At 35.6% G+C, this 20,892-nt stretch carries 25 protein-coding genes; 17 read left to right on the top strand and 8 right to left on the bottom strand.

Going from position 1 to position 20,892, the window contains the following annotated elements; translation table 11 throughout:
* Window positions 1-30: 30 nt before the first annotated feature.
* The 5 genes from LPC09_RS20715 to LPC09_RS20695 all read left to right on the top strand — a co-directional run bounded on the left by LPC09_RS20715 (window position 31) and on the right by LPC09_RS20695 (window position 3,383).
* Window positions 31-1,245 (top strand): NAD(P)/FAD-dependent oxidoreductase, encoded by a 1,215-nt coding sequence (locus LPC09_RS20715; RefSeq protein WP_231308191.1) that lies wholly within the window; start codon window positions 31-33, stop codon window positions 1,243-1,245.
* 87 nt (window positions 1,246-1,332) lie between these two features.
* Window positions 1,333-1,818 carry an NUDIX domain-containing protein gene (locus tag LPC09_RS20710; RefSeq protein ID WP_231308190.1) on the top strand — a complete coding sequence of 162 codons (486 nt, stop codon included), beginning with the start codon at window positions 1,333-1,335 and terminating at the stop codon, window positions 1,816-1,818.
* A gap of 152 nt (window positions 1,819-1,970) precedes the next feature.
* On the top strand, window positions 1,971-2,093 hold the full coding sequence (locus tag LPC09_RS20705; protein ID WP_176550973.1) for a YuiA family protein: 123 nt from the start codon (window positions 1,971-1,973) through the stop codon (window positions 2,091-2,093).
* A 76-nt stretch (window positions 2,094-2,169) separates the two neighbouring features.
* Entirely contained in the window at window positions 2,170-2,490 is a 321-nt protein-coding gene (locus tag LPC09_RS20700) for a YuiB family protein (RefSeq protein WP_098795544.1), read from the top strand.
* A gap of 161 nt (window positions 2,491-2,651) precedes the next feature.
* A complete protein-coding gene (locus LPC09_RS20695; RefSeq protein WP_098795545.1) occupies window positions 2,652-3,383 on the top strand; it encodes a 3D domain-containing protein in 732 nt (243 codons plus the stop codon).
* Window positions 3,384-3,409: 26 nt separating this feature from the next.
* Here LPC09_RS20695 and LPC09_RS20690 read toward each other — a convergent pair whose 3' ends face one another.
* Together LPC09_RS20690 and LPC09_RS20685 are read right to left on the bottom strand one after the other, a co-directional pair.
* Window positions 3,410-4,198 (bottom strand): cobalamin-binding protein, encoded by a 789-nt coding sequence (locus tag LPC09_RS20690; protein ID WP_098795546.1) that lies wholly within the window; start codon window positions 4,196-4,198, stop codon window positions 3,410-3,412.
* Between the two features lie 11 nt (window positions 4,199-4,209).
* Window positions 4,210-4,689 (bottom strand): divergent PAP2 family protein, encoded by a 480-nt coding sequence (locus tag LPC09_RS20685; protein WP_098795547.1) that lies wholly within the window; start codon window positions 4,687-4,689, stop codon window positions 4,210-4,212.
* A gap of 197 nt (window positions 4,690-4,886) precedes the next feature.
* On the opposite strand from LPC09_RS20685, the gene LPC09_RS20680 reads away from it, so the two are divergent.
* The 4 genes from LPC09_RS20680 to LPC09_RS20665 all read left to right on the top strand — a co-directional run bounded on the left by LPC09_RS20680 (window position 4,887) and on the right by LPC09_RS20665 (window position 9,522).
* On the top strand, window positions 4,887-6,395 hold the full coding sequence (locus LPC09_RS20680) for a leucyl aminopeptidase (RefSeq protein ID WP_098795548.1): 1,509 nt from the start codon (window positions 4,887-4,889) through the stop codon (window positions 6,393-6,395).
* Window positions 6,396-6,583: 188 nt separating this feature from the next.
* Window positions 6,584-6,895: a transposase gene (locus LPC09_RS20675; protein WP_098795549.1), complete on the top strand. Its 312-nt coding sequence runs from the start codon at window positions 6,584-6,586 to the stop codon at window positions 6,893-6,895.
* A complete protein-coding gene (locus LPC09_RS20670; RefSeq protein ID WP_141549644.1) occupies window positions 6,796-7,842 on the top strand; it encodes an IS3 family transposase in 1,047 nt (348 codons plus the stop codon). The genes LPC09_RS20675 and LPC09_RS20670 overlap by 100 nt, the downstream gene beginning before the upstream one ends.
* 345 nt (window positions 7,843-8,187) lie before the next feature.
* Window positions 8,188-9,522: a Na+/H+ antiporter family protein gene (locus tag LPC09_RS20665; protein WP_231308189.1), complete on the top strand. Its 1,335-nt coding sequence runs from the start codon at window positions 8,188-8,190 to the stop codon at window positions 9,520-9,522.
* Between the two features lie 28 nt (window positions 9,523-9,550).
* On the opposite strand, the gene LPC09_RS20660 is transcribed toward LPC09_RS20665, so the two are convergent.
* Window positions 9,551-9,715: a hypothetical protein gene (locus LPC09_RS20660; protein WP_176550974.1), complete on the bottom strand. Its 165-nt coding sequence runs from the start codon at window positions 9,713-9,715 to the stop codon at window positions 9,551-9,553.
* A 181-nt stretch (window positions 9,716-9,896) separates the two neighbouring features.
* Here LPC09_RS20660 and LPC09_RS20655 point away from each other — a divergent pair, with 181 nt between their 5' ends.
* A complete protein-coding gene (locus LPC09_RS20655) occupies window positions 9,897-10,439 on the top strand; it encodes a DUF6241 domain-containing protein (protein ID WP_098795552.1) in 543 nt (180 codons plus the stop codon).
* A gap of 59 nt (window positions 10,440-10,498) precedes the next feature.
* Here the strand turns inward: LPC09_RS20655 and LPC09_RS20650 are convergent, their stop codons facing one another.
* The gene (locus tag LPC09_RS20650; RefSeq protein WP_098795553.1) at window positions 10,499-11,086 is read right to left on the bottom strand and encodes a biotin transporter BioY; all 588 of its coding nucleotides are present in this window, start codon (window positions 11,084-11,086) and stop codon (window positions 10,499-10,501) included.
* A 117-nt stretch (window positions 11,087-11,203) separates the two neighbouring features.
* Between LPC09_RS20650 and LPC09_RS20645 the strand changes: the two genes are divergently transcribed.
* Entirely contained in the window at window positions 11,204-11,803 is a 600-nt protein-coding gene (locus LPC09_RS20645; RefSeq protein ID WP_098795554.1) for a sulfite oxidase-like oxidoreductase, read from the top strand.
* A gap of 343 nt (window positions 11,804-12,146) precedes the next feature.
* Here LPC09_RS20645 and LPC09_RS20640 read toward each other — a convergent pair whose 3' ends face one another.
* From LPC09_RS20640 to LPC09_RS20625, 4 genes are all read right to left on the bottom strand, one after another.
* Window positions 12,147-12,320: a YjfB family protein gene (locus LPC09_RS20640; RefSeq protein WP_098795555.1), complete on the bottom strand. Its 174-nt coding sequence runs from the start codon at window positions 12,318-12,320 to the stop codon at window positions 12,147-12,149.
* Between the two features lie 112 nt (window positions 12,321-12,432).
* On the bottom strand, window positions 12,433-12,624 hold the full coding sequence (locus LPC09_RS20635; protein WP_098795556.1) for a hypothetical protein: 192 nt from the start codon (window positions 12,622-12,624) through the stop codon (window positions 12,433-12,435).
* Between the two features lie 114 nt (window positions 12,625-12,738).
* Window positions 12,739-13,872, bottom strand: a complete 1,134-nt coding sequence (gene ald, locus LPC09_RS20630) for an alanine dehydrogenase (RefSeq protein WP_098795557.1) — start codon at window positions 13,870-13,872, stop codon at window positions 12,739-12,741.
* A 125-nt stretch (window positions 13,873-13,997) separates the two neighbouring features.
* On the bottom strand, window positions 13,998-15,230 hold the full coding sequence (locus LPC09_RS20625; RefSeq protein ID WP_231308188.1) for a sporulation transcriptional activator AdeR: 1,233 nt from the start codon (window positions 15,228-15,230) through the stop codon (window positions 13,998-14,000).
* Window positions 15,231-15,410: 180 nt separating this feature from the next.
* Here LPC09_RS20625 and LPC09_RS20620 point away from each other — a divergent pair, with 180 nt between their 5' ends.
* The 6 genes from LPC09_RS20620 to LPC09_RS20595 all read left to right on the top strand — a co-directional run bounded on the left by LPC09_RS20620 (window position 15,411) and on the right by LPC09_RS20595 (window position 20,783).
* Complete coding sequence (locus LPC09_RS20620; protein WP_231308187.1) at window positions 15,411-16,937, top strand: (S)-benzoin forming benzil reductase; 1,527 nt, start codon at window positions 15,411-15,413, stop codon at window positions 16,935-16,937.
* A 198-nt stretch (window positions 16,938-17,135) separates the two neighbouring features.
* A complete protein-coding gene (locus LPC09_RS20615; protein ID WP_098795561.1) occupies window positions 17,136-17,666 on the top strand; it encodes an HD domain-containing protein in 531 nt (176 codons plus the stop codon).
* A gap of 67 nt (window positions 17,667-17,733) precedes the next feature.
* Window positions 17,734-17,973, top strand: a complete 240-nt coding sequence (locus LPC09_RS20610) for a YuzF family protein (protein WP_379052935.1) — start codon at window positions 17,734-17,736, stop codon at window positions 17,971-17,973.
* A 195-nt stretch (window positions 17,974-18,168) separates the two neighbouring features.
* Entirely contained in the window at window positions 18,169-18,594 is a 426-nt protein-coding gene (locus tag LPC09_RS20605; RefSeq protein WP_098795562.1) for a MerR family transcriptional regulator, read from the top strand.
* A 50-nt stretch (window positions 18,595-18,644) separates the two neighbouring features.
* Complete coding sequence (locus LPC09_RS20600; protein WP_231308186.1) at window positions 18,645-19,328, top strand: zinc metallopeptidase; 684 nt, start codon at window positions 18,645-18,647, stop codon at window positions 19,326-19,328.
* Window positions 19,329-19,433: 105 nt separating this feature from the next.
* The gene (locus LPC09_RS20595) at window positions 19,434-20,783 is read left to right on the top strand and encodes a hemolysin family protein (RefSeq protein ID WP_231308185.1); all 1,350 of its coding nucleotides are present in this window, start codon (window positions 19,434-19,436) and stop codon (window positions 20,781-20,783) included.
* The last annotated feature ends 109 nt before the right edge of the window (window positions 20,784-20,892 follow it).

Genomic DNA, 20,892 nt, shown 5'->3' with positions numbered 1-20,892 from the left:
ATTTTAAAAAGAAAAGGTGGATGTATTTCGGTGAAAAAACCAAGAGTCGTTATATTAGGTGCAGGTTATGGTGGGTTAATTACAGTTACACGTTTACAAAAATTAATTAGTGTTGATGAAGCAGATATCACATTAGTGAACAAAAATGATTATCACTATGAAACAACATGGTTACATGAGGCTTCAGCTGGTACTTTACACCATGACCGTGCTCGTTACCAAATCAAAGACATTATCGATACAAATCGTGTGAAATTTGTTCAAGATACTGTTGTATCAATCGATAAAGAATCGAAGAAAATCGTTTTAGAAAATGGTGAAGTTGAATATGATTATTTAGTTATTTCATTAGGTGCTCACCCTGAAACATTTGGCATTCAAGGTTTAAAAGAGTATGCATTCGGAATCACAAGCATTGACTCTGCTAGACAATTACGTGAGCATATTGAATATCAATTTGCTACATATAACATGGAAGCAGAAAAGAAAGATGAGCGTTTAACAATTGTTGTCGGTGGAGCTGGCTTCACTGGAATTGAATTCTTAGGAGAGCTTGGAAACAGAATCCCAGAGCTTTGTAAAGAATATGATGTTGACTTTAAAAAAGTACGTATTATCTGTGTGGAAGCAGCACCAACAGCATTACCAGGATTTGATCCTGAGTTAGTTGAGTATGCTACAAATCACTTACAGAAAAAAGGCGTAGAATTCATGATCGGTACAGCAATTAAAGAATGTATCGAAGAAGGAATCATCGTTGCAAAAGGTGAAGAGTTAGAAACAATTAAAGCTGGAACGGTTGTTTGGGCAGCTGGTGTTCGTGGTAACAGTGTTGTGGAAGAAGCGGGATTTGAAAATATGCGTGGCCGTGTAAAAGTTGATCCACAACTACGTGCACCGGGACATGATGATGTATTCATTATTGGAGATTGTTCATTAATCATTAATGAAGAAATTAATCGTCCATATCCTCCAACAGCGCAAATCGCTATGCAACAAGGTGAAACTTGTGCGAAAAACCTTGCATCAGCCATTCGTGGTCGTGGAGAAATGGCATCTTTCACTCCGGACATTAAAGGATCTGTTGCATCATTAGGTGAAGACGATGCAGTTGGTGTTGTATTTGGTAAAAAATTAGTAGGTACTAAAGCTTCATTTATGAAGAAAATGATTGATAACCGTGCTTTATACATGGTTGGCGGTCCTTCATTAGTATTGAAAAAAGGAAAATTTAACATTTTATAATAGTTGTGAAAAAGAGACGAAGGCATATGCCTTTGTCTCTTTTTTATTTCTCTATGTGTTAAAATAATAAAAAAGGGGGGCTCTATATTGACTCAATCCAAAAGGGGAAATGTATGGTTAGCAGTATCTGGAATTGTGGCTAATCATGAAGGAGAATGGCTTGTTGTTAAAAAGAAATATGGTGGACTCAAGGGGAAATGGTCTTTTCCGGCTGGATTTGTTAATGAAGGAGAAACCATTGATGAGGCTGTATTAAGGGAAATTAAAGAAGAAACAGGCATTTCTGCAAGTATAGCTGGAGTTGTTGGAATTCGTTCAGGGGTAATAAAAGAAGTGATTAGTGATAACATGGTCATTTTTTCATTATTGGCAAATTCAAATGAAATACAGGTTCAAGAAGAGGAATTAGATGAAGTAGCTTTTATACATCCTAAAAAGTTAGTAGAGGACAAAAATTCATCACTCTTAATTACAAAACTAGCGTCTGACGTCATTGAATCAAAGTTAAATAAATATGATCAATTTAATCCTGGGGATCATTTTGGATATACTACATATACTATGTTTTTATAATATTCACAATACTATGATAAAGAGAGGATTTTAAAGAAAAGCTTAAATGTATTCGCTTACACAAACCTTTTTGTGAGATTTTCTCCCTTTATAATTGTCAGAATAATTGGTATATTATTAAAAACCACTACTATCCTAAAGGGGAGACAGAAATGAACACAACAAAGGTTGAAACAAAGGAATGCCCATATTGTTCTGGGAAAGGGTATTTTCAACTAATACTAGGTGGCTCTGAAACATGTAATAACTGTGATGGCACTGGGAAGAAGTCATAAAACGTTCACTGACAAAGCATTGACTGTCTATCGTTAGTTCAGTACACTTAATAGTGGTGTAATGGAGGTGATAGGCATGTTGAGCTTACCGGTTTTATTAATATCCATGTTATTATTTTTAGTATTATTTTTTGGTATTGGGTTTTTATTGAATATGCTTTTACGCATGTCTTGGATTATGGCTATTGTGTATCCAATTGTATGCATTTTCATAGTTGATAACGTCAAATTTATAGAGTATTTTAGAAGCCCTAGTGATTCGTTTTCACAATTAGGGGATAAAATGATGTCATTAGCTTTAGCAGATTTATTAATTTTATCCTGCGGACTGATCGGTGCGATTCTCTCAGGGGTTATTATTAAAATGCTTCGTAAAAGCGGATATCAGATGTTTTAATATATTTTCTACCAAAAAGTCTGACAACGGAATGTCAGGCTTTTTTCGCTTTTAGAAATCAATAAAAAACAGATATGGTAAAATTTACTTTTCTCCATTTTGAATACTTTTCTCACAATCTGGGAACGAATAGATTTGTGAGAGGAGTGTTTAAGAAACATATGATCAGTATAAAGAGAGTTAGTAGAAGACTAATCATGACATTATTATTTCTGGGAGCATTAACAACAACATATAGCGCAATTTCAGGTGTTGAGGCTAAAGATCTCTCCAATTGGTATTATAATCATAATGAGGATTTTAATGAAAAACTAGTTCATACACACACTGAAGCTGAAGAAAATGAAACTTTCCGTTTTTTAGGACTTACTTTTAAAGCCATGAACAGTGAACCATCGATTAGAACACAAGTGTCTTCGAGTGTTGAAGCAATTAATCAAGAAGTTTCACTGGAAGAAGCAATTGACTGGTCTCAATATCCGACAAGAAAAGTGGTAGCAACTGGTTATACGGCAGGTGTTGAGTCTACTGGTAAACATCCCGATCATCCTAGCTATGGGATTACCTATTCAGGGGTAAAAGTAAAAAGAGATCTATATTCGACAGTTGCTGCAGATTTAGATGTTTTCCCAATTGGTACCATACTTTTTATCCCAGGCTACGGATATGGAGTGGTAGCGGACAAGGGTGGAGCCATTAAAGGAAACAAATTAGATTTATATTATGAAACCGTAAAAGAGGTTTATAATAATTGGGGTAAAAAGCAAATAGAAGTATACGTTGTTCAAATGGGTGATGGAACATTAACGGAAGAACAATTAAAAAACTTAAATGAAGATGAATCAATGCAAGTGTTTAGGCAAAAATATATAAAAAATAAGACAAAAAGCTAATGAAAAGAGCATTAGCTTTTTGTCTTTTAATTAGGACGGGGATAAATATCAGGATGCAACAAATAGGCGAGCTTTTGTAAACCAAGGAGAAGCCGTGGAGAGGGACGGCAAAACAATGATTCCTCTAATAAATGGAGTTGGTTATTTTGAACGGCTCGAAGGGTTTGTGCCCTTTCCCTTTTTAGTACATGTGTCAATTTCATTCTAGATTGCTTAACTCCGACCCAGCATAAACAAAAATATTCTGGGTTTCGATTCAGAACATCTTCCCATGTTGTCTGCACGCTAGCTAATTCAACATCTTCAAAAATGTTTCTTGCTCCTGCTAATCTGCTTAGCTCAGTTAACCAGTTGATTTGACCAGGAGAAAAAATTGGGTTCGGCCACCATTCAAAAAAAATGGAAGGTGGGTTCTGTATCCCATCAGAAATTTCCTTATATGATTGAAGAGTAGCTTGAAAGTCTTTAATAACACCTTCAGCTTCCTTTTGCTTTCCGGTTAATTTACTTAATGTGTGAAGATCATCGCAAATGTCTTGAAATGACTGAGGATTAAAAACAATATGTGGAATTTTCCTCTTTTCCAATTCTTCAATGTTTTTTTCCATTCCAGGTACACTAAGAGAAGCTAGCACCAAGTCAGGAAGATAAGATTCCAACATATCCATATTAATGGAAAGGTCTGGGCCTAAACGTGGAAGATGTGATAAATCCAGCGGCCAATCAGAGAAATCATCCAGGGCGACTAATTGCTCCTTTAAACCAAGATAAACTGCAAGCTCCGTATTGCTGGGACAGATGGATATAAGCCTCATTTAAAGCCTCCTTACAAAACAAAAAGGTAGTGTAACAATAGTGCAAGAAGAATACCGGTTAATCCTCCAAAAAACACTTCAATCGGCTGATGTCCAAGTAGCTCCTTCAACTTTTTTTGTTTATCTTGTTCAGCTTTTTTAGGCCATACTTTGGCTTCCTCAACAAAGCGGTTAAAGTCAAGAACAAGCTGATTAAGAACGGTTGCTTGTTCACCGGCATGACGTCTTACTCCTGTTGCATCAAACATCGTGATGATCGCAAAGATAGCAGAAATAGCAAAAATGGATGAACCAAGTCCGTGATCAAGAGCAACTCCTGTTGAAAGTGCAGTTACAGCTGCCGAATGAGAGCTTGGCATACCGCCGGTACTTGTAATTAGTGACCAATCCAGCCTCTTTGAAACAAAGAAATAAATCGGTACCTTAATAAACTGTGCAAAGAAAATGGCTGCCAGTGCAGCGAGTAAAGGAAAGTTGTACAATAATTCCAAGATTAAGCTCCTTTCGTTTTTAGGGCAATTATGTATTATAAAACTCCTAATATAAAGAAAATTGTTAAAAAGATTTTCTTCATTATAGCATATACATTGTCAGAATAAGGTGAAGTTCGTTAGTTGGATTTGTCTTATTACACTTTTTTAAATATGTACTATACAATAGATATACATACATAATGGAGGTGCTATGAATGTTTAAAGTTATACATGCAGCAAATACAATTGAACTTAACGATAACGATACATTAGTTATTGGGCTATATCAAAAAACGAGCAAACTCACTGGATATGCCAAAGAACTTGACGAGAAATTAAATGGTCAAATAACAGAGTTAATGAAAGACGGAGATCTCTCAACAAAATATAAATCCGTTACTAAACTACATACCCTTGGAAAACTTGCTGTAAAACGTATCTTCTTTGTTGGCTTAGGGAAAGAAGCAGACATTACATTTTTTCGAGTGAAAAGAGCTTTTGGAGAATTATTTCAGACGATTCAACAAGCAAAGCTCCAACATATAAGTGTAGCGATTGACACGTTTTCAAATGAAAGAATGAACGACGTTGAAGCAGCACATGCTCTTGCAGAAGCTTTTTCCTTATCAACTTATAAGATTTTAGATTATAAACAAAAGTCAAATGAACCTGAAAAAAATATTGAAACTATCTCAGTATTAACTGAAAGTGAAGAAAGCCTTGAAATTAAATCTGCACTTGAAGTTGGTTATGCTTTTGGTGAGGGAACAAATAGTGCAAGAACGCTAACTAATATGCCGCCAAATCTTCTAACAGCTACAGAGCTTGCTTCTTATTCAATTGAATTAGCAAAAAGATATCAATTTGAATACGAAGTTTTGGAAAAAGAGGATATGGAACGACTTGGGATGGGAGCTCTCCTAGCAGTTAATAAAGGTTCAGAAGAGCCACCTAAAATGATTGTCTTAAAATATCAGGGAAAAGAAGAGTGGACAGATGTAATTGGTCTTGTTGGAAAAGGAATCACCTATGATACAGGTGGCTACTCCATTAAGCCAAAGGATGGAATTGTCGGGATGAAAACGGACATGGGGGGAGCAGCATCTGTACTTGGAGCTATGCAGATCATCGGTGAAATGAAGCCGGAACAAAATGTTGTAGCTGTAATCCCATCTACAGATAATATGATTAGTGGTGGTGCATTTAAACCTGATGATGTGATTGTTTCATTAAGTGGAAAAACGATTGAGGTTTTGAATACTGATGCAGAAGGTCGTTTGGCGCTTGCTGATGGAATTACTTATGCAAAATTTCATGGAGCTAATTATTTAGTTGATGTTGCTACATTAACTGGTGGTGTAATTATTGCGTTAGGAACAGAAACAACTGGTGCTATGACTAATAATGAGGAGTTTTTTGAACAAGTTCTTCAAGCATCACACGAATGTGATGAACCAGTCTGGCGTTTACCGATATTTGAAGGCGATAAAAAACGTGTTCGAAATAGCAAGATGGCCGACTTAAACAATTCACCTGGTCGTGAAGGACATGCCATTATGGCAGGAACGTTTATTGGAGAATTCGCTGAAGGCACTCCATGGGTACACCTAGATATAGCAGGCACAGCTACAACTTCCCAAAAATCTGAACTTGGACCAACAGGTGCAACTGGCGTAATGGCAAGAACATTAGCTACTTTAGTAGAGAATTTTGAAGTGAAATAAAGAAAAAGGACCGACATGCGTGAATGTTGGTCCTTTTTTCGTGATTTTGTCGAAAATCAAATATATAGAGCAAAGCGGCAAATAAATGCTAAGAATCTTTTTAGACCCCTTAATCATTTAGACACGAAATATTAAAAAAAGTAAACTATGACTAAGCTAAGAGTATCTAAATGACGGAGGCTAAAGACATGCCTAAAAAGAAGATAGATGTAATTGAGGATGTAAAAAAGAAGTATGTACGAATCGCACTTGAAACAGGTAATTTAACATCTACTGCAAGAAAAGCAGGAATTACCCGTGAGACACTTAGAAAATGGATGAAAGAATACGAAGATGATGTTCAAGAGATTATGGAAAAAGAAGGGACTACTGTATTATCGGAAAATCCTTCAAAAGATGAATTAAAAGAGAAATATCAACAGGCAATGAAGCTGCTTGGAGAAAAAGAATTGGAAGTCGCAATGCTAAGAAACTTGCTAAAAAAAAGCGATTCTCGTTAGAAGAGAAAATTCAGGAGATCAGGTTATGGGCTCATGAAGGATTTCCAATAAAACTTTTGACAAAAGCAGTGGAGGTGCCAAGATCCTTGTACTATTACCATATAAATAAACAAAAAGAAAAGACTGTAGTGAAAAAAGGACGACCTTATCCAGGCTATTCAAAGACTCATACAGGAGTAATGGTTCCTGATGAAAAGATTGAAGAAATATTAATGGAAGCTGTTGAAGGTGAAGAAGGTGTCTACGGATACCATAAGCTCACCGAATATTTGAGAGACACATTCAACCTTAACATTAACCATAAGAAGGTATATCGTATGTGTGGTGAACTAGGTATTTTATTACCAAGAAGGAAGGCTTCATCTTTCCCAAGACGCCTAGCAAAACAGCATTATATTAATGGACCAAATCAATTATGGCAGTTAGATATAAAATATGGCTCTATAAACGGTAGTGGTCGATTTTTCTTCTTAGCTTGTGCAATTGATGTGTTTGACCGTTGTATCGTAGGATATTACCGTGGACCAGTGTGTAAAGCCAAAGATATAACAAATATGCTTCAAGAAGCACTCCTGAAGAGACAGGTGCATTTACCACAAGAAGAAGAGAAGTTTAGCCTTATAATTCGGACTGATAATGGGCCCCAATTTACTAGTTATGATTTCGGAGAGTTCTGTGAACACCATAAGGTGTTCCATGAAAGGATACCACCGAAATCACCCAATCTAAATGCATTTATTGAGTCCTTTCATAGTATCATTGAACGTGAATGTTACCAGAGATATATTTTTGACAGTTTTGATGAAGCGTATCTTAGAGTAGATGAGTATATAGAGTTTTATAACAAACGTCGATACCATGGTAGCCTAAACTATATGTCTCCTCTTCAATTTAACAAACAGTATATGGAGACTGGGTTTATTGAAGAAATGGCAATCAGCTTATAGCGATGGCAGAGTAACTCCTTCTTCACCTAACACACACGTAGATGATGGAGCGAAAGGGTCAAGCGATCTTGGCTTGACGCTGAAGTGACATCATCTAAAATGCCAAAGGTGAAGAAGAAAATGAAAAACGACAAAAACAAAAGTATTCTAAAGTTTGTGTCCAAAATAAGGGGTCCAAGCCGGAATCGCCAAATAAAACTTTGAAATTAGCAAATAAATGATCAAAATCGTCAAAAAAATTCTCCTTTCGCAATTGACAGGCTCGAAAAAAGTATGGTAAATTAATTTTCGTTGTTTAATTCTCTACCATATTAGTAAACTAAAGGATTTTTGGGGGTTTTATATTTGAATGCAGTTATTATTGCTGTTTTTGCTATGCTTATTTTAAGCTTATTAAGAACAAATGTTGTTTTTGCACTTGTGATAGGCGCATTAATAGGAGGACTAACAGGTGGTCTTGATTTAGCCACAACAGTAGATACCTTTACAGCAGGCTTGGGAGGCAATGCAACAGTTGCGCTAAGTTATGCATTGTTAGGAGCATTTGCAGTTGCCCTAACATCTTCAGGACTTCCAGATGCAATGGTATCTTCAGTTATAAAAGTAGTAGGTCGTGACGGTGATACAAGAAGAAAAGCTTTATCAAAGGCACTAATTGTTTTTATGATCTTAATCATGGCTATTTTCTCACAAAATGTCATTCCCGTTCACATTGCTTTTATTCCAGTGCTTATTCCACCTCTATTAAAAGTATTGAATGAGCTTCAAGTTGATCGTCGATTAATTGCGACTGTTCTTACGTTTGGATTAATTACTCCATATATGTTCTTGCCTGTAGGGTTTGGGGCGATTTTCCATGAAATTATGCAAACGAATATGCGGGAAAGCGGCTTAACGGTTTCGTTAGCAGATATTCCCTCTGCTATGGCAATACCTGCAATAGGGATGGTATGTGGCTTGTTAATAGCTGTTTTCTTTACATATCGTAAGAAAAGACAATATGAAACTCGTGAAATGGCTGGGCAGCAATCAGGTCAAACTTATACAAAGAAAAGTATTACTGTAGCAATTGTGTCGATTCTAGTTTCGCTTTCTGTACAACTCTATCTTTCTCAGAAACTCGGAGTAGAAGGAATGATCTTCGGTGCGTTAGCAGGTTTAAGTGTTTTATTTCTTGGTGGTGTCTTAAAACGAAACGAAGCAGATTCGATTGTGACTTCAGGTATGAAGATGATGGCTTTTATTGGTTTTGTGATGATTACAGCTTCAGGATTTGCTAGTGTTCTTAAAGAAACTGGTCATGTTGAAAAGTTAGTAGAAGACGCAGCAAATTTAATTGGGGGAAATCAAACAATTGGGGCCATCCTAATGCTGATTGTGGGCTTGCTCATTACGATGGGGATAGGATCTTCATTTTCAACAATTCCAATCATTACAACGATATTCGTTCCATTATGCTTGGAGTTAGGCTTTAGTCCAATGGCAACAATTGCGATTGTTGGAACAGCTGCGGCACTAGGAGATGCAGGATCTCCTGCTTCTGATAGTACATTAGGTCCAACATCTGGACTAGCAGCTGACGGAAATCATCATCATATTTGGGATACATGTGTTCCAACCTTTGTGCACTATAATATCCCGTTAATTATCTTTGGCTGGATTGCAGCTGTTTTGTTATAAGTGGTTAAACAGAAAAAAACTTGGTCTACTAAACCAAGTTTTTTCTGTCTATATTTAATTTCTCCAGTAACTCCTCATCATCCCATTCTAGTATATTTTCAATTAAATCGGGATTTTGTTTGGTGAACTCTCTTTCCAGTTGTTCTCTTTCATTTATATCTAAAAAATATCTTTTGATTACTAAAGCCTTCATTTTTTCACACCCTCTTTGTTTACTCTACTAACTTTATAACCAAAACTAGTATTTATTATACATTCATACTAACAAATTAGTAAAAAAGTTTAGATGTGATTTCTTTCGACAAAGTCTTCTCTTGTCTCTATTAAATTATCCATTGTATCATAGAACTATCCTTTTTTAGGAGGTTACTTCCATGTCATGGATGAAGGAAAACAAAATACTTGTTGCTAGTGTGATAGTAGGTGCAATATGTTTAGGGTGTTTTAGTGTCATTATGCTAGATATGGTAAATTCAAAAGCTGTATCTACTGCCCAAGCTGATATCGAAGAACAAACATCAAAGGAGAAGGTTGATAAGGCTTCAGAGGAAGTTAATCTAGATGAAAACCCATTCGGAGGTAAAGATACTACTGAGTTAACAGAGGAAGATATACTTAATTATCTGCATGGAATGTCTCATCAAAAAGTAATTGCCGAGGAAAAGTGGCTTCATTATGAAATGACAACTGAACGGATAAACTATCTTATTGCAGTTGTTGAAACTGGGCAATATGAAAATGAAGAAGTATTTTTAGATATTTTACATAGGTGGTCGGTTGATGATTTCTCAGAAGCTGACAAAGATCATAATAAAATTTGGAGAATTCAAGGAGGTACAATCGGAGAGGCAACAGGCGTGATGACGGCTGAGCAAGAACAGCTTTATCTTGAGGAAAATAAAGGTTCAATAGAATAAGGTTAACAAAAACATTTTAAAAAACACCAAGGCTTTATAAAATGCCTTGGTGTATTCATTCAAGCTGCTATTCTTTTTGATGTTGCTTTTGATACTGCAAAGTAAATCCGTGGAGCAATAAATGCACCTAAAACGGTAAAAGCTACATCTTTTACAATAAACCAAGCCATAATAGCCCAAGCAGCTCCATATGACATAGGAGCATTAATCCAAACATTTAATGCAAGCCACATATAGGTTGTGCCGACAAGATAAATAAGTGAGATACCGACAAAAGAGGCTGTCATAAATGTAGGAAGCTTCTTTTCTTTACTGAATTCAATCACTTTACCGGCTGCATAAGCTGCTACAATATAAGACATAATAAATCCACCAGTACTTCCGAATATAACACCAATTCCACCGCTAAATTGTGCAAAAACAGGTGCTCCTGCCATTCCTACTAAGGCATATACGATCATTGATAAAGCACCAAGTCTGCTCCCTAATAATAAACCTGCTAAAATACAAAAGAACGGCTGCATAGATAAAGGCACACCAGCTACTTCAAGAAACGGTGCCCAAGATGTTATGTTTGCTCCTATCGCCATTAAAGCAGCAAACATTCCAACTAATGCAAGATCATATGTAGTTAATTTCTTTTTCATTGTTTATCCCCCTTTTTGATATAATCCTTAAAAAAAGAATAATAGACCAATGAAACATTGTCAACCAGTTTGTTATATAGGTTAACATAAAGAGTTGGAAGAGAGGGATTCAAATAAATGTACTTTGGTAAAAAAAGAAAAACATCTTCATCGGACCGTGTACCACCAAATCAAAACGTAACAACAACCTTTCCTGTTTTACATACAGGTAATGTACCGTACTATGAGGATATAGAGAAGTGGAATTTGCAAATTTACGGTCTTGTAGAAAACCCAAAGTTATATACACTACACGATCTTAAAACGCATTTTCCTCAATCAAACTTAACTAACGATATTCACTGTGTAACAGGCTGGTCTAAACTTGATGTTAGCTGGCAAGGTATAAAAACTCGGGACCTTTTGAAGGACATTAAGTTTAAGCCAAAGGCCAACTTTGTGATTATACATGCTGAAGAAGGCTGGACAACAAATCTTCCTTTAGCGGATTTTATGAAAGAAACAAGCTTACTTGCCTATGCCTATAATGATGAACCTTTAACACCTGAGCATGGATTTCCATTGCGTGCAGTTATTCCTCATCTTTACTTTTGGAAAAGTGCTAAGTGGGTAAGAGGAATTCAATTTACTGAGAAAAATCATCCTGGTTTCTGGGAACGGAATGGATATCATATGCAAGGAGATCCTTGGGAAGAAGAAAGATTTAGCTTTGATTAAGGAGTTATGACGAAGTTATCTTGATAAAATAAATACGGGCAAGACGTGGGTGTCTTGTAGTAAAAGTGAGTTAGGATGATAGTTTGGTCTAGTCTTGCCCGATACACTCATAATGACCAAACTTCTAGGTGGATATAACTAATTCTTACGAATAGTTTTAGAGTTATTTCGACAGTTTCAAAGGAATTTGTAGCAATTCGTCGTTAAAAGAAAAAGGATGGAAAAATAATTGGGGATTTATGCAAATACAGAATAAAAAATTAGACTACATACTTTTTTAAGAAGTAAGCCCAAGAGATTTTATCATTCCTGGGCTTACTTCTAGCGATTCTAAGATGATGTTTTATCCTTTTACATCAATCACATTGCCATGAGTTGGGTGTGGAGCTTGCATAACCTTTAATAACTGCTCGCTACTTTGCTGTGAAGTTTCCATTACTTTCTTTGCTAAGGCAATACTAACATTTTGACCTAAGGATGCTTGGCTCAATCCAATTGATAATGCTGCAATATCCAATAGTTCACCCCCTTAAGTCTTGTATCGGTTAGGATAACAAAAGTTAAAGCGATAATGAAGCATAAAAAAAGAGCTATGCATGTGCTAGCTCTTAGAATTAGAATGTATGTTGTTATGCTTGCTCTAAAATATCTGCTGTTTGACCGCATTGTTGAAGTGCTGCCTCTACGGATTGCAATGAACTTTGAATTCTTTCTCGATTAGAATCTTGTTCAACTGTATTAAGGGCATTTTGTAATGAGGACTTAGCTGTTTCTAATGCTGAACAAGAATCCTGAACATACCCTCTAGCATTTTTTTGCATGTAATTACCTCCTTTTCCATATCAGGATTAGTTTGTGAAAAAACACAAAAAATATGTGAGATATTTTTATACAGAAAAAAGAGACAGAATACTCTGCCTCTCTTAACCACTTACTTAGTTCATTAAATGAGCTTTTTCTAATACTTCTTCAACTGTTTTGTATGTGTAACCTAGATCTTGAGCTACCGCTTTATAAGTGATTTCTCCAGCAATTACATTCACACCTTCTTGAAGAGCAGGGTTTTCACTAATAGCTCGATATGCACCTTTATTTGCAATTTGCAAGGCATAAGGAACTGTTACATTTGTTAATGCAATGGTTGATGTACGTGGAACAGCCCCTGGCATATTAGCAACTGCATAATGTAAAACTCCGTGTTTTTCGTACGTTGGGTTGTCATGAGTTGTAATATGGTCAACTGTTTCAACAATACCACCCTGATCAATCGCAACATCAACGATCACAGAACCAGGCTTCATTGCTTCTACCATTTCTTCTGTTACAAGTGTTGGTGCTTTTGCTCCTGGAATTAATACAGCACAGATTAACAGATCAGCTTCTGCAACAGCAGTTGCGATGTTCATTGGGTTCGACATCAATGTTTTAATTTGTGTTCCAAAAATATCATCTAATTGACGTAAGCGTTCAGCACTTAAATCAATAATTGTCACATCGGCTCCTAGGCCAATTGCCATTTTTGCAGCGTTTGTTCCAACAACTCCACCACCAATGATTGTTACCTTTCCACGGCTTACTCCAGGAACACCAGCTAGTAAGATTCCCTTACCACCTTTAGGTTTTTCAAGAAATTGGGCACCGATTTGTGCAGCCATACGTCCGGCTACTTCACTCATTGGAGTTAGCAAAGGAAGTGTGCGGTTAACAGTTACTGTTTCATAAGCAATAGCCGTTACTTCACTTTTCTTTAATGCTTGAGCTAATTCAGGCTCAGCAGCTAAGTGTAGATAAGTGAATAAAACTAAACCTTTTCTAAAGTAAGCATATTCAGAAGGAAGAGGTTCTTTTACTTTCATCACCATTTCAGCATCTGCCCATACTTTTGCAGCTTCTTCTACGATTTGTGCTCCAGCGAAGACATAGTCCTCATTTTCAAATCCACTACCTACACCTGCATTGTTTTCAATTAACACACGGTGGCCAGAAGCAACAAGCTGTGTAACACCACCTGGAGTTAAAGCTACTCGGTTTTCATTGTTTTTAATTTCTTTCGGTACACCAATAATCATAAAAAACCTTCCTCCTTTAAAAGCCAATATTTAAAAGTTTCTATTTATTAACGCAAGTATAAATAAAATTCAGTTAAATATCTTTGTTTAAAAATGAGAAAGGTTTTGCGCCTTTTTGTGAAAAATCACAAAGACATTCGATCAAGCTTTAAATTTAAGTAAATTGTAATTTTTTGATTCATGTTTTTTAAGTTTAGTTCAGCTATTTCGGAAATTCTTTTTAATCGATAGTTCAATGTGTTGATATGAATATTCAATGCTTTGGAAGCTTCATGAACATTACTGTCGTGATCAAGAAACACTTCAAGTGTTCGAACAAGGTCTGTACTATGCTGTTTGTCGTATTCCTTTAATTTATAGAGAGGGTAATGAATATAACCGGTTTGTTTTCGTTGTTCATATAAAATATCTAAATATTGATAAAAACCTAGTTCTGAAAAACTATTTAAGTCGATTGTTTCACTTGGAAATCGCTTTTTTAATGCGAGAACTGCAAGTGCCTCTTTGTAGCTTTTTTCAATAAAAGTTGAATCGGTAAAGATTCCTCCAATACTCGCTGTAACGTCTTTGTAGGAATATCTCTCATGTAGTTGGCTAAGAGTAGATATAGTAAATTGCTTAATATCTGTTAAAGCTGTGTCACTTTTTCCTGATAATAAAATAATAAGCTCATCAAAATCAATTGTGAAAAGCAAAATATTCACTTGCTGAGTTGTTTGCAATAAGTATGTTAGCTTTTTTTCAGCTTCATCATTTAACTCTTGTGGGAACTTAAAGATAACAACCGAAAAAGGAGGTGGTAGCTGTAAGTTTAATTCATATAGGCCATCTGTAATTTCGTCTTCAGTTGATATATGACCAGTTAAGAGCTTCCAAAAGAATTCCTGATTTCTTTCTATTTTTTTGTTTTTTCGCACCTGAAGATTTAGCATTTTGTTTTTTACGGCTTGTGCAGCTTTTTTTAATAGGAGTAAATCAGATTCTTGAAGATGTTTTTCTATTTCCAATGCCCATATAAATCCTAGTACTTCATCATTTTTCCAAATAGAGATGGCAATTCGATTTCCAAGACCTACCTCATCAATGGTTTTCACTCTAATTGGTTCATCTGTTTTTAATAGCTTAGGGATTGTCCCATCTTTCCAAAGGCTGTTAATCACTTTTTCAGGAACACGTCTACCGATAATGGTGGATATTCGGGCTTGATCTGTTTGGTCGTCATGTGTACTGTAAGCTAATAATCTATGATTAACATCTTCAATGGTAATTGGACATTGAAGCACTTCACTTATTTTTTCCGCTACATCCTCTAATCTTTCAAAATGGTATTTAAATGGATCGTAAGAACTTCCCGTCATTTTATCCCTACTTTAGTTAACAATTTATATATGTATATTCTGATTTAAGAGTAGTATTATGGTACATGTTTGTCAAAGGTCATTTGTGAGTGTTGTCGAGATATTCTGATGAATAAGAATGGCTAAGGTAAACAGGGATGGATATAATTGTAATGAACGTATGAAAAAGGAGTGAAACTTGTGCACTATTACATCGTTACAGGGGCATCGAGAGGTTTAGGTGAAGCATTTGTAGAAGAAATACTACAAAAGGATCATACAGTTATTTGTTTATCACGATCAATAAATTCCTCTCTTCAGCAAGTAGCTGAACAAAGAGAATCTACAATACGTTTTGAAGCATGCGACTTATCTGACACATCTCTTGTTTTAAGTGGGATTGAAAGGGTGTTGTCGTCAATTAACTTTAAAGCAGCCGAAAAAATTACATTAGTAAATAATGCAGGCACTATTAATCCTATTAAAAAGGGGGGGCATGCAAATGAACATGCTATTATTTCACACGTGAATGTAAATTTGCTTGCTCCAATGTTAATGAGTGAAGAAATAATAAAAGAAGCGGAGAAATACTCAGTACATACAATTATCGTCAATATTACATCTGGAGCTGCAAATCGGCCAATTCCAGGTTGGAGTTTCTATTGTAGTACAAAAGCAGGATTAAATATGTACACTCAAACAGTTGGTGCTGAGTTTATAGAAGCAAAAGCAAATATGACAACTATTGCATTTTCACCAGGAATTATGGATACAGAAATGCAAACAACTATTAGACAAGCAGAAGAAGAACATTTTTCTTCGCTCGAACAATTCAAGTATTTTCATGAAAAAGGGATGCTTAGATCAACATCATTTGTTGCTAAAACATTATATAACTTATTGAAGGGCCCCCTAGATAATGGAAGAGTACTTGATTCCAACATCGAGACCGTAGAAGCTATGAAAAAAGAGGCGTTACAAAATAGTATCCCTTATCTTATTTTTTGTGGTCTGTTTGTTTTATTTACTTTTGCTATATTCATAACTTTTCAATATTGTTATCAAAAAGAAGAAAGATCACAAGTTGGAGATGCAGAAGTAACGTATCAGGTTGAATTTCAATCTATGTTACATACAATGCGTTCTATTCGGCATGACTTTATTAATCATATTCAAGTAATTCAGGGATTATTAAAGATCGGTAGAGAGGATCGGGCGTTTGAATATGTGAATTCTTTAACTGCAGAAGTGGAAATGCTTGAATTGCCTGTTAAAGTTAATCACCCTGCTCTTTTCATTTTGCTACAATCAAAGTGGGTAAGAGCTCAAAACGATAAGGTTGATATGCATATACATATAGATCCTCATAATAGCTTCAAAAAGATGAATTCTATTGATTTGATAAAAGTTCTTTCCAATTTAATAGATAATGCATTTGACGCAACACTGCTCGGTACAGAATCAGAAAGGTTTATCAATATAGAAGCAAGAGAAACACCTTCAACATACATATTTAAAGTGGAGAACATTGGTCCTGAAATTCCTAAAAACCACCTCAGTAAAATCTTCCAAGCAGGCTTTTCCACAAAACCTGAGAAACGGGGGGTTGCAAGAGGGGATGGATTAGGAATCATTAAAAAGGTGGTTGATCAATATGGAGGTTCGATTGATGTCCAATCGAATAAGCATTCCACTACATTTAAAATTAATATCCCAATCAAGTCTTAGGAAACTATTTTAATAGTTTCCTTTTCTGTTGGAAGGGAAAAGTATGGAAATAAACGTTCCAATTCCATCTTTTTATCATATAAATATAAGAACATCACTAAAGTATAATAAGAAACTTGTAAGAAAAACTCCCCTTTTACTTGAAGGGATAACATATATATGTTAGATTATTCTGAATATTATTGAAGGAGGATTACCATGCGACGAGTAAGTATCACCGATGTTTTTACACATCCTATAGCACAAAAATATTTGAATCGTTCCGGAGTTTCACATGCGATTACTGTTGCCCAATATGCTGTGCAGCTCGCCATTAAGCATGATGTAAATCCCGACATAGCAGCTAAGGCAGGATTGCTTCATGACATCGGACACTATGAATGGTACACAAATGGAGAATGGGACTATGAAGCATATCGAAAAAATGACATTCATGCCATTAAAGGAGCAGAACGAGCACATAAGCTTTTAATTAGACTCGGTGAAGACCGCAAATACGCTAAAGAAGTTGCTCTTGCTATTTTACTTCATACAGACTCTTATTTACCGGAAAACTCAATAGATAAAAACACATTACAACGCATTGTCCGAAAAGCGGATGAAATGGATGAGGAACCTTTTGGCAAACACCACTACAGAAAAATTAGCTACGAAGATGCCATAAAACAAATAGAACGACTTGATCAAGATATTGAGCATTTTTTGACAGAGTATCGCAAAACAGTTTAAATGTTTGTGACATTGGCCTAGCTCCCCTCATATAGTGTAAATGAAAATAAGGGAGGGAGCCTTCATAATGAATTATCCTAATAATCAAATGCATAGTCATGGTGGCCCAGAAATGGTTACTCTTGTTGAGCCTTATGTTTATCAGACATTGCAAACTCTTGTAGGTAAGTTTGCTGTAATCCAAACAACTCGTGACAGCTTAAGAGGAAAAGTAATGGATGTCAAACCAGACCACGTTGTCGTAAGAGTGGGAGATTCAACATTCTTTGTTCGATGTCAACAAATCGTGTCAGTTATGCCTGACTGATGATTGAAAAGCAGACCTAAACTGGTCTGTTTTTTTCTATGATTAAATAACCATTTACATAATGCAAACCAAAAAAGATGACATATCTAATACACTCTATAAATAAAGATTAAAATAACAAGTATAACGTTTGACTGTACGGTTTGGAGAAGATAAGATATTTGTATCAATTGTACGAGGTGATAAGATGGGGTTTTGCTGTATAAAATCGGTGAATTAGCAAAGGAAGCAAATGTCTCAAAAAGAACGATTGATTATTATACTCAAATTGGTCTTTTGAATGTTGAAACCATTTCAGAATCTAAATATCGTTTATATTCAGAAAAGGCAATTGAGGATATCCGTTTTATCGAAGCGTGCAAAGAACTTCACATGAGTTTAAAAGATATAAAGGAACGTTTGGAGCTTAAGAGGCTGGATAAACAATGTGATGAAAAGCAAAAGCAGTGCTTAAAACATGCTGAAATTCTGGCTTCTCATATGAAGCAGCTGGAACAAGAAATCAAAGAACTCAAATCAATTTTTGATAAACTAAATGAAGATTCTCAAATGGAGATTTCTAATCAAATCTCTTCACAAAGCAAGGCTTTACTGAAGACATTGCATTTGCTATTACAATAGTTTAAAAGTGCACAAAAACGTTTAGATATGAAAAGGAGGAGCGGAAACAAATGTTTTTCCACCCAATGGATTTTTTAATTTTTGCAGCATTAGGCTTATCAATATGGGCTCAATTTAAAGTAAAGAGTAATTTTAAGAAGTGGTCAGATGTGGCTGTTTCATCACATAAAACGGGTGCTGAGGTAGCGAGACATATTTTAGATCAAAATGGTCTATATCAAGTTAAGGTAGAGCCAGTTAGAGGAACGTTAACAGATCACTATGATCCACTTTCTCGAGTTGTTCGGTTATCAGAACCGGTATATTACGGACATTCAATTGCTTCAGTTTCAGTTGCTGCTCATGAGGTTGGGCATGCCATTCAGCATCAGCAATCATACGGTGCTTTAGTGCTTCGTCATAAAATGTTTCCAGTTGTAAATCTAACATCTGGTGTTGCCCCATTTTTATTAATAGGCGGATTCTTGTTAGGCCAACTTAACTTAATTGGTTTAGGAATCATTTTGTTTTCATTTGCTGTAGCGTTTCAGCTTATCACTTTACCTGTAGAGTTTAACGCAAGCTCGAGAGCAAAGAAATTAATGGTTTCGGAAGGAATTATTTCTAATAATGAAGAACATGGCGTTAATAAGGTGTTAGGTGCTGCTGCATTAACATATGTAGCTGGAGCATTAATGGCATTATTTGAATTACTAAAGTTCGTTATGATCTTTGTACAAGGTGACGAAGAATAATATTCGTTTAAATTTTCTTAATTTAGGAGGTGAAAGGAACTGTCTATTTTCAAAAGTGTAATAGTTTGATAGATACTATTAACACGACCTGAGCAGTTCCTTATTTTGGATATAGTTAACCTGATTATTGTTGCGATTTTAATTGCAATTACCGCATTTTTCGTGGCATCGGAATTTGCGATCGTGAAACTAAGAAGCTCACGAATTGACCAGCTTATAGCAGAAGGAAATAAGTCAGCACTTGCAGCAAAGAAGGTAACATCTAACCTTGATGAGTATTTGTCTGCTTGTCAATTAGGTATTACGATAACTGCTCTGGGTCTTGGGTGGCTTGGTGAACCAACGATGGAAAGTATCCTACACCCTCTTCTAGTCAGTTTTCATCTGAATGAATCAATTATAAGTGTATTAACATTCGTTATTGCCTTTTTAGTGATTACCTACTTGCATGTTGTAATAGGTGAATTGGCTCCAAAAACGATGGCCATTCAAAAGGCTGAATTTATTACATTGCTCTTTGCGAGACCTTTGATTTTTTTCTACCGAGTCATGTTTCCGTTTATTTGGATATTAAATGGTTCTGCAAATTTACTTGTTCGAATGTTTGGACTTAAGCCAGCATCAGAACATGAAATTGCTCATACAGAAGAAGAGCTAAGAATTATTCTTTCTGAAAGCTATAAGAGTGGTGAAATCAATCAATCTGAGTTCAAATATGTGAATCGAATATTTGAGTTTGACGATCGAATTGCAAAGGAAATTATGGTTCCTAGAACTGAAATCGTAACAACATCAGTAGAGAAGTCTTTTCAGGAAAATCTTGATATTATGAGAAACGAGAAGTTTACTCGATACCCAGTAGTAAACGGGGATAAAGATCATATTCTTGGAATGGTAAATATTAAAGAAATCTTTACTGATTTATACTATTTAACACCTGAAGGCCGAAAAAATACGCTCATTCAAAAATATATTCGTCCGGTCATTCAAGTGATTGAATCGATCCCAATTCACGATCTCTTGATCAAAATGCAAAAGGAACGAGTTCATATGGCAATTTTAATGGATGAATATGGCGGAACAGCTGGCCTTGTGACGGTTGAAGATATCATTGAAGAAATTGTTGGAGATATACGTGATGAGTTTGATCAGGATGAGGTTCCTGACATTCAGAAGCGTGGAGAAAAACATTTTGTTGTCGATGGAAAGGTGCTAATCTACGAAATTAATAATATGTTAGGCTTAAGTATTGATGATGAAGATATTGATACTCTTGGAGGATGGATTCTGACTCAGAACATGGAAAGTAAGCAGGGAGATAAAATACTGTATGAAGGATTTGAATTTCATATTCTAGATACGGAAGGTCACCTGATTCGTTCTGTAGAAATCCAAATGGCTTCTCAACATGAAATAAAAGAAAAAACACTTCAATTATTGGAAGCTGAAGAATAATTTCAACACTAAAGTCAGTCCGACAACAGGGCTGGCTTTCTTTAGGTTAAGCTGTTTACGTCAAAGAAAAGATTGGTAAAGATCTAGTAAATCATGTACATTTGTAGTA

Source organism: Metabacillus sp. B2-18 (assembly GCF_021117275.1).
Lineage (GTDB): Bacteria > Bacillota > Bacilli > Bacillales > Bacillaceae > Metabacillus.
The sequence above is the reverse complement of the archived record's forward strand: the minus strand, read 5'-3'. Positions and strand labels throughout refer to the sequence as shown.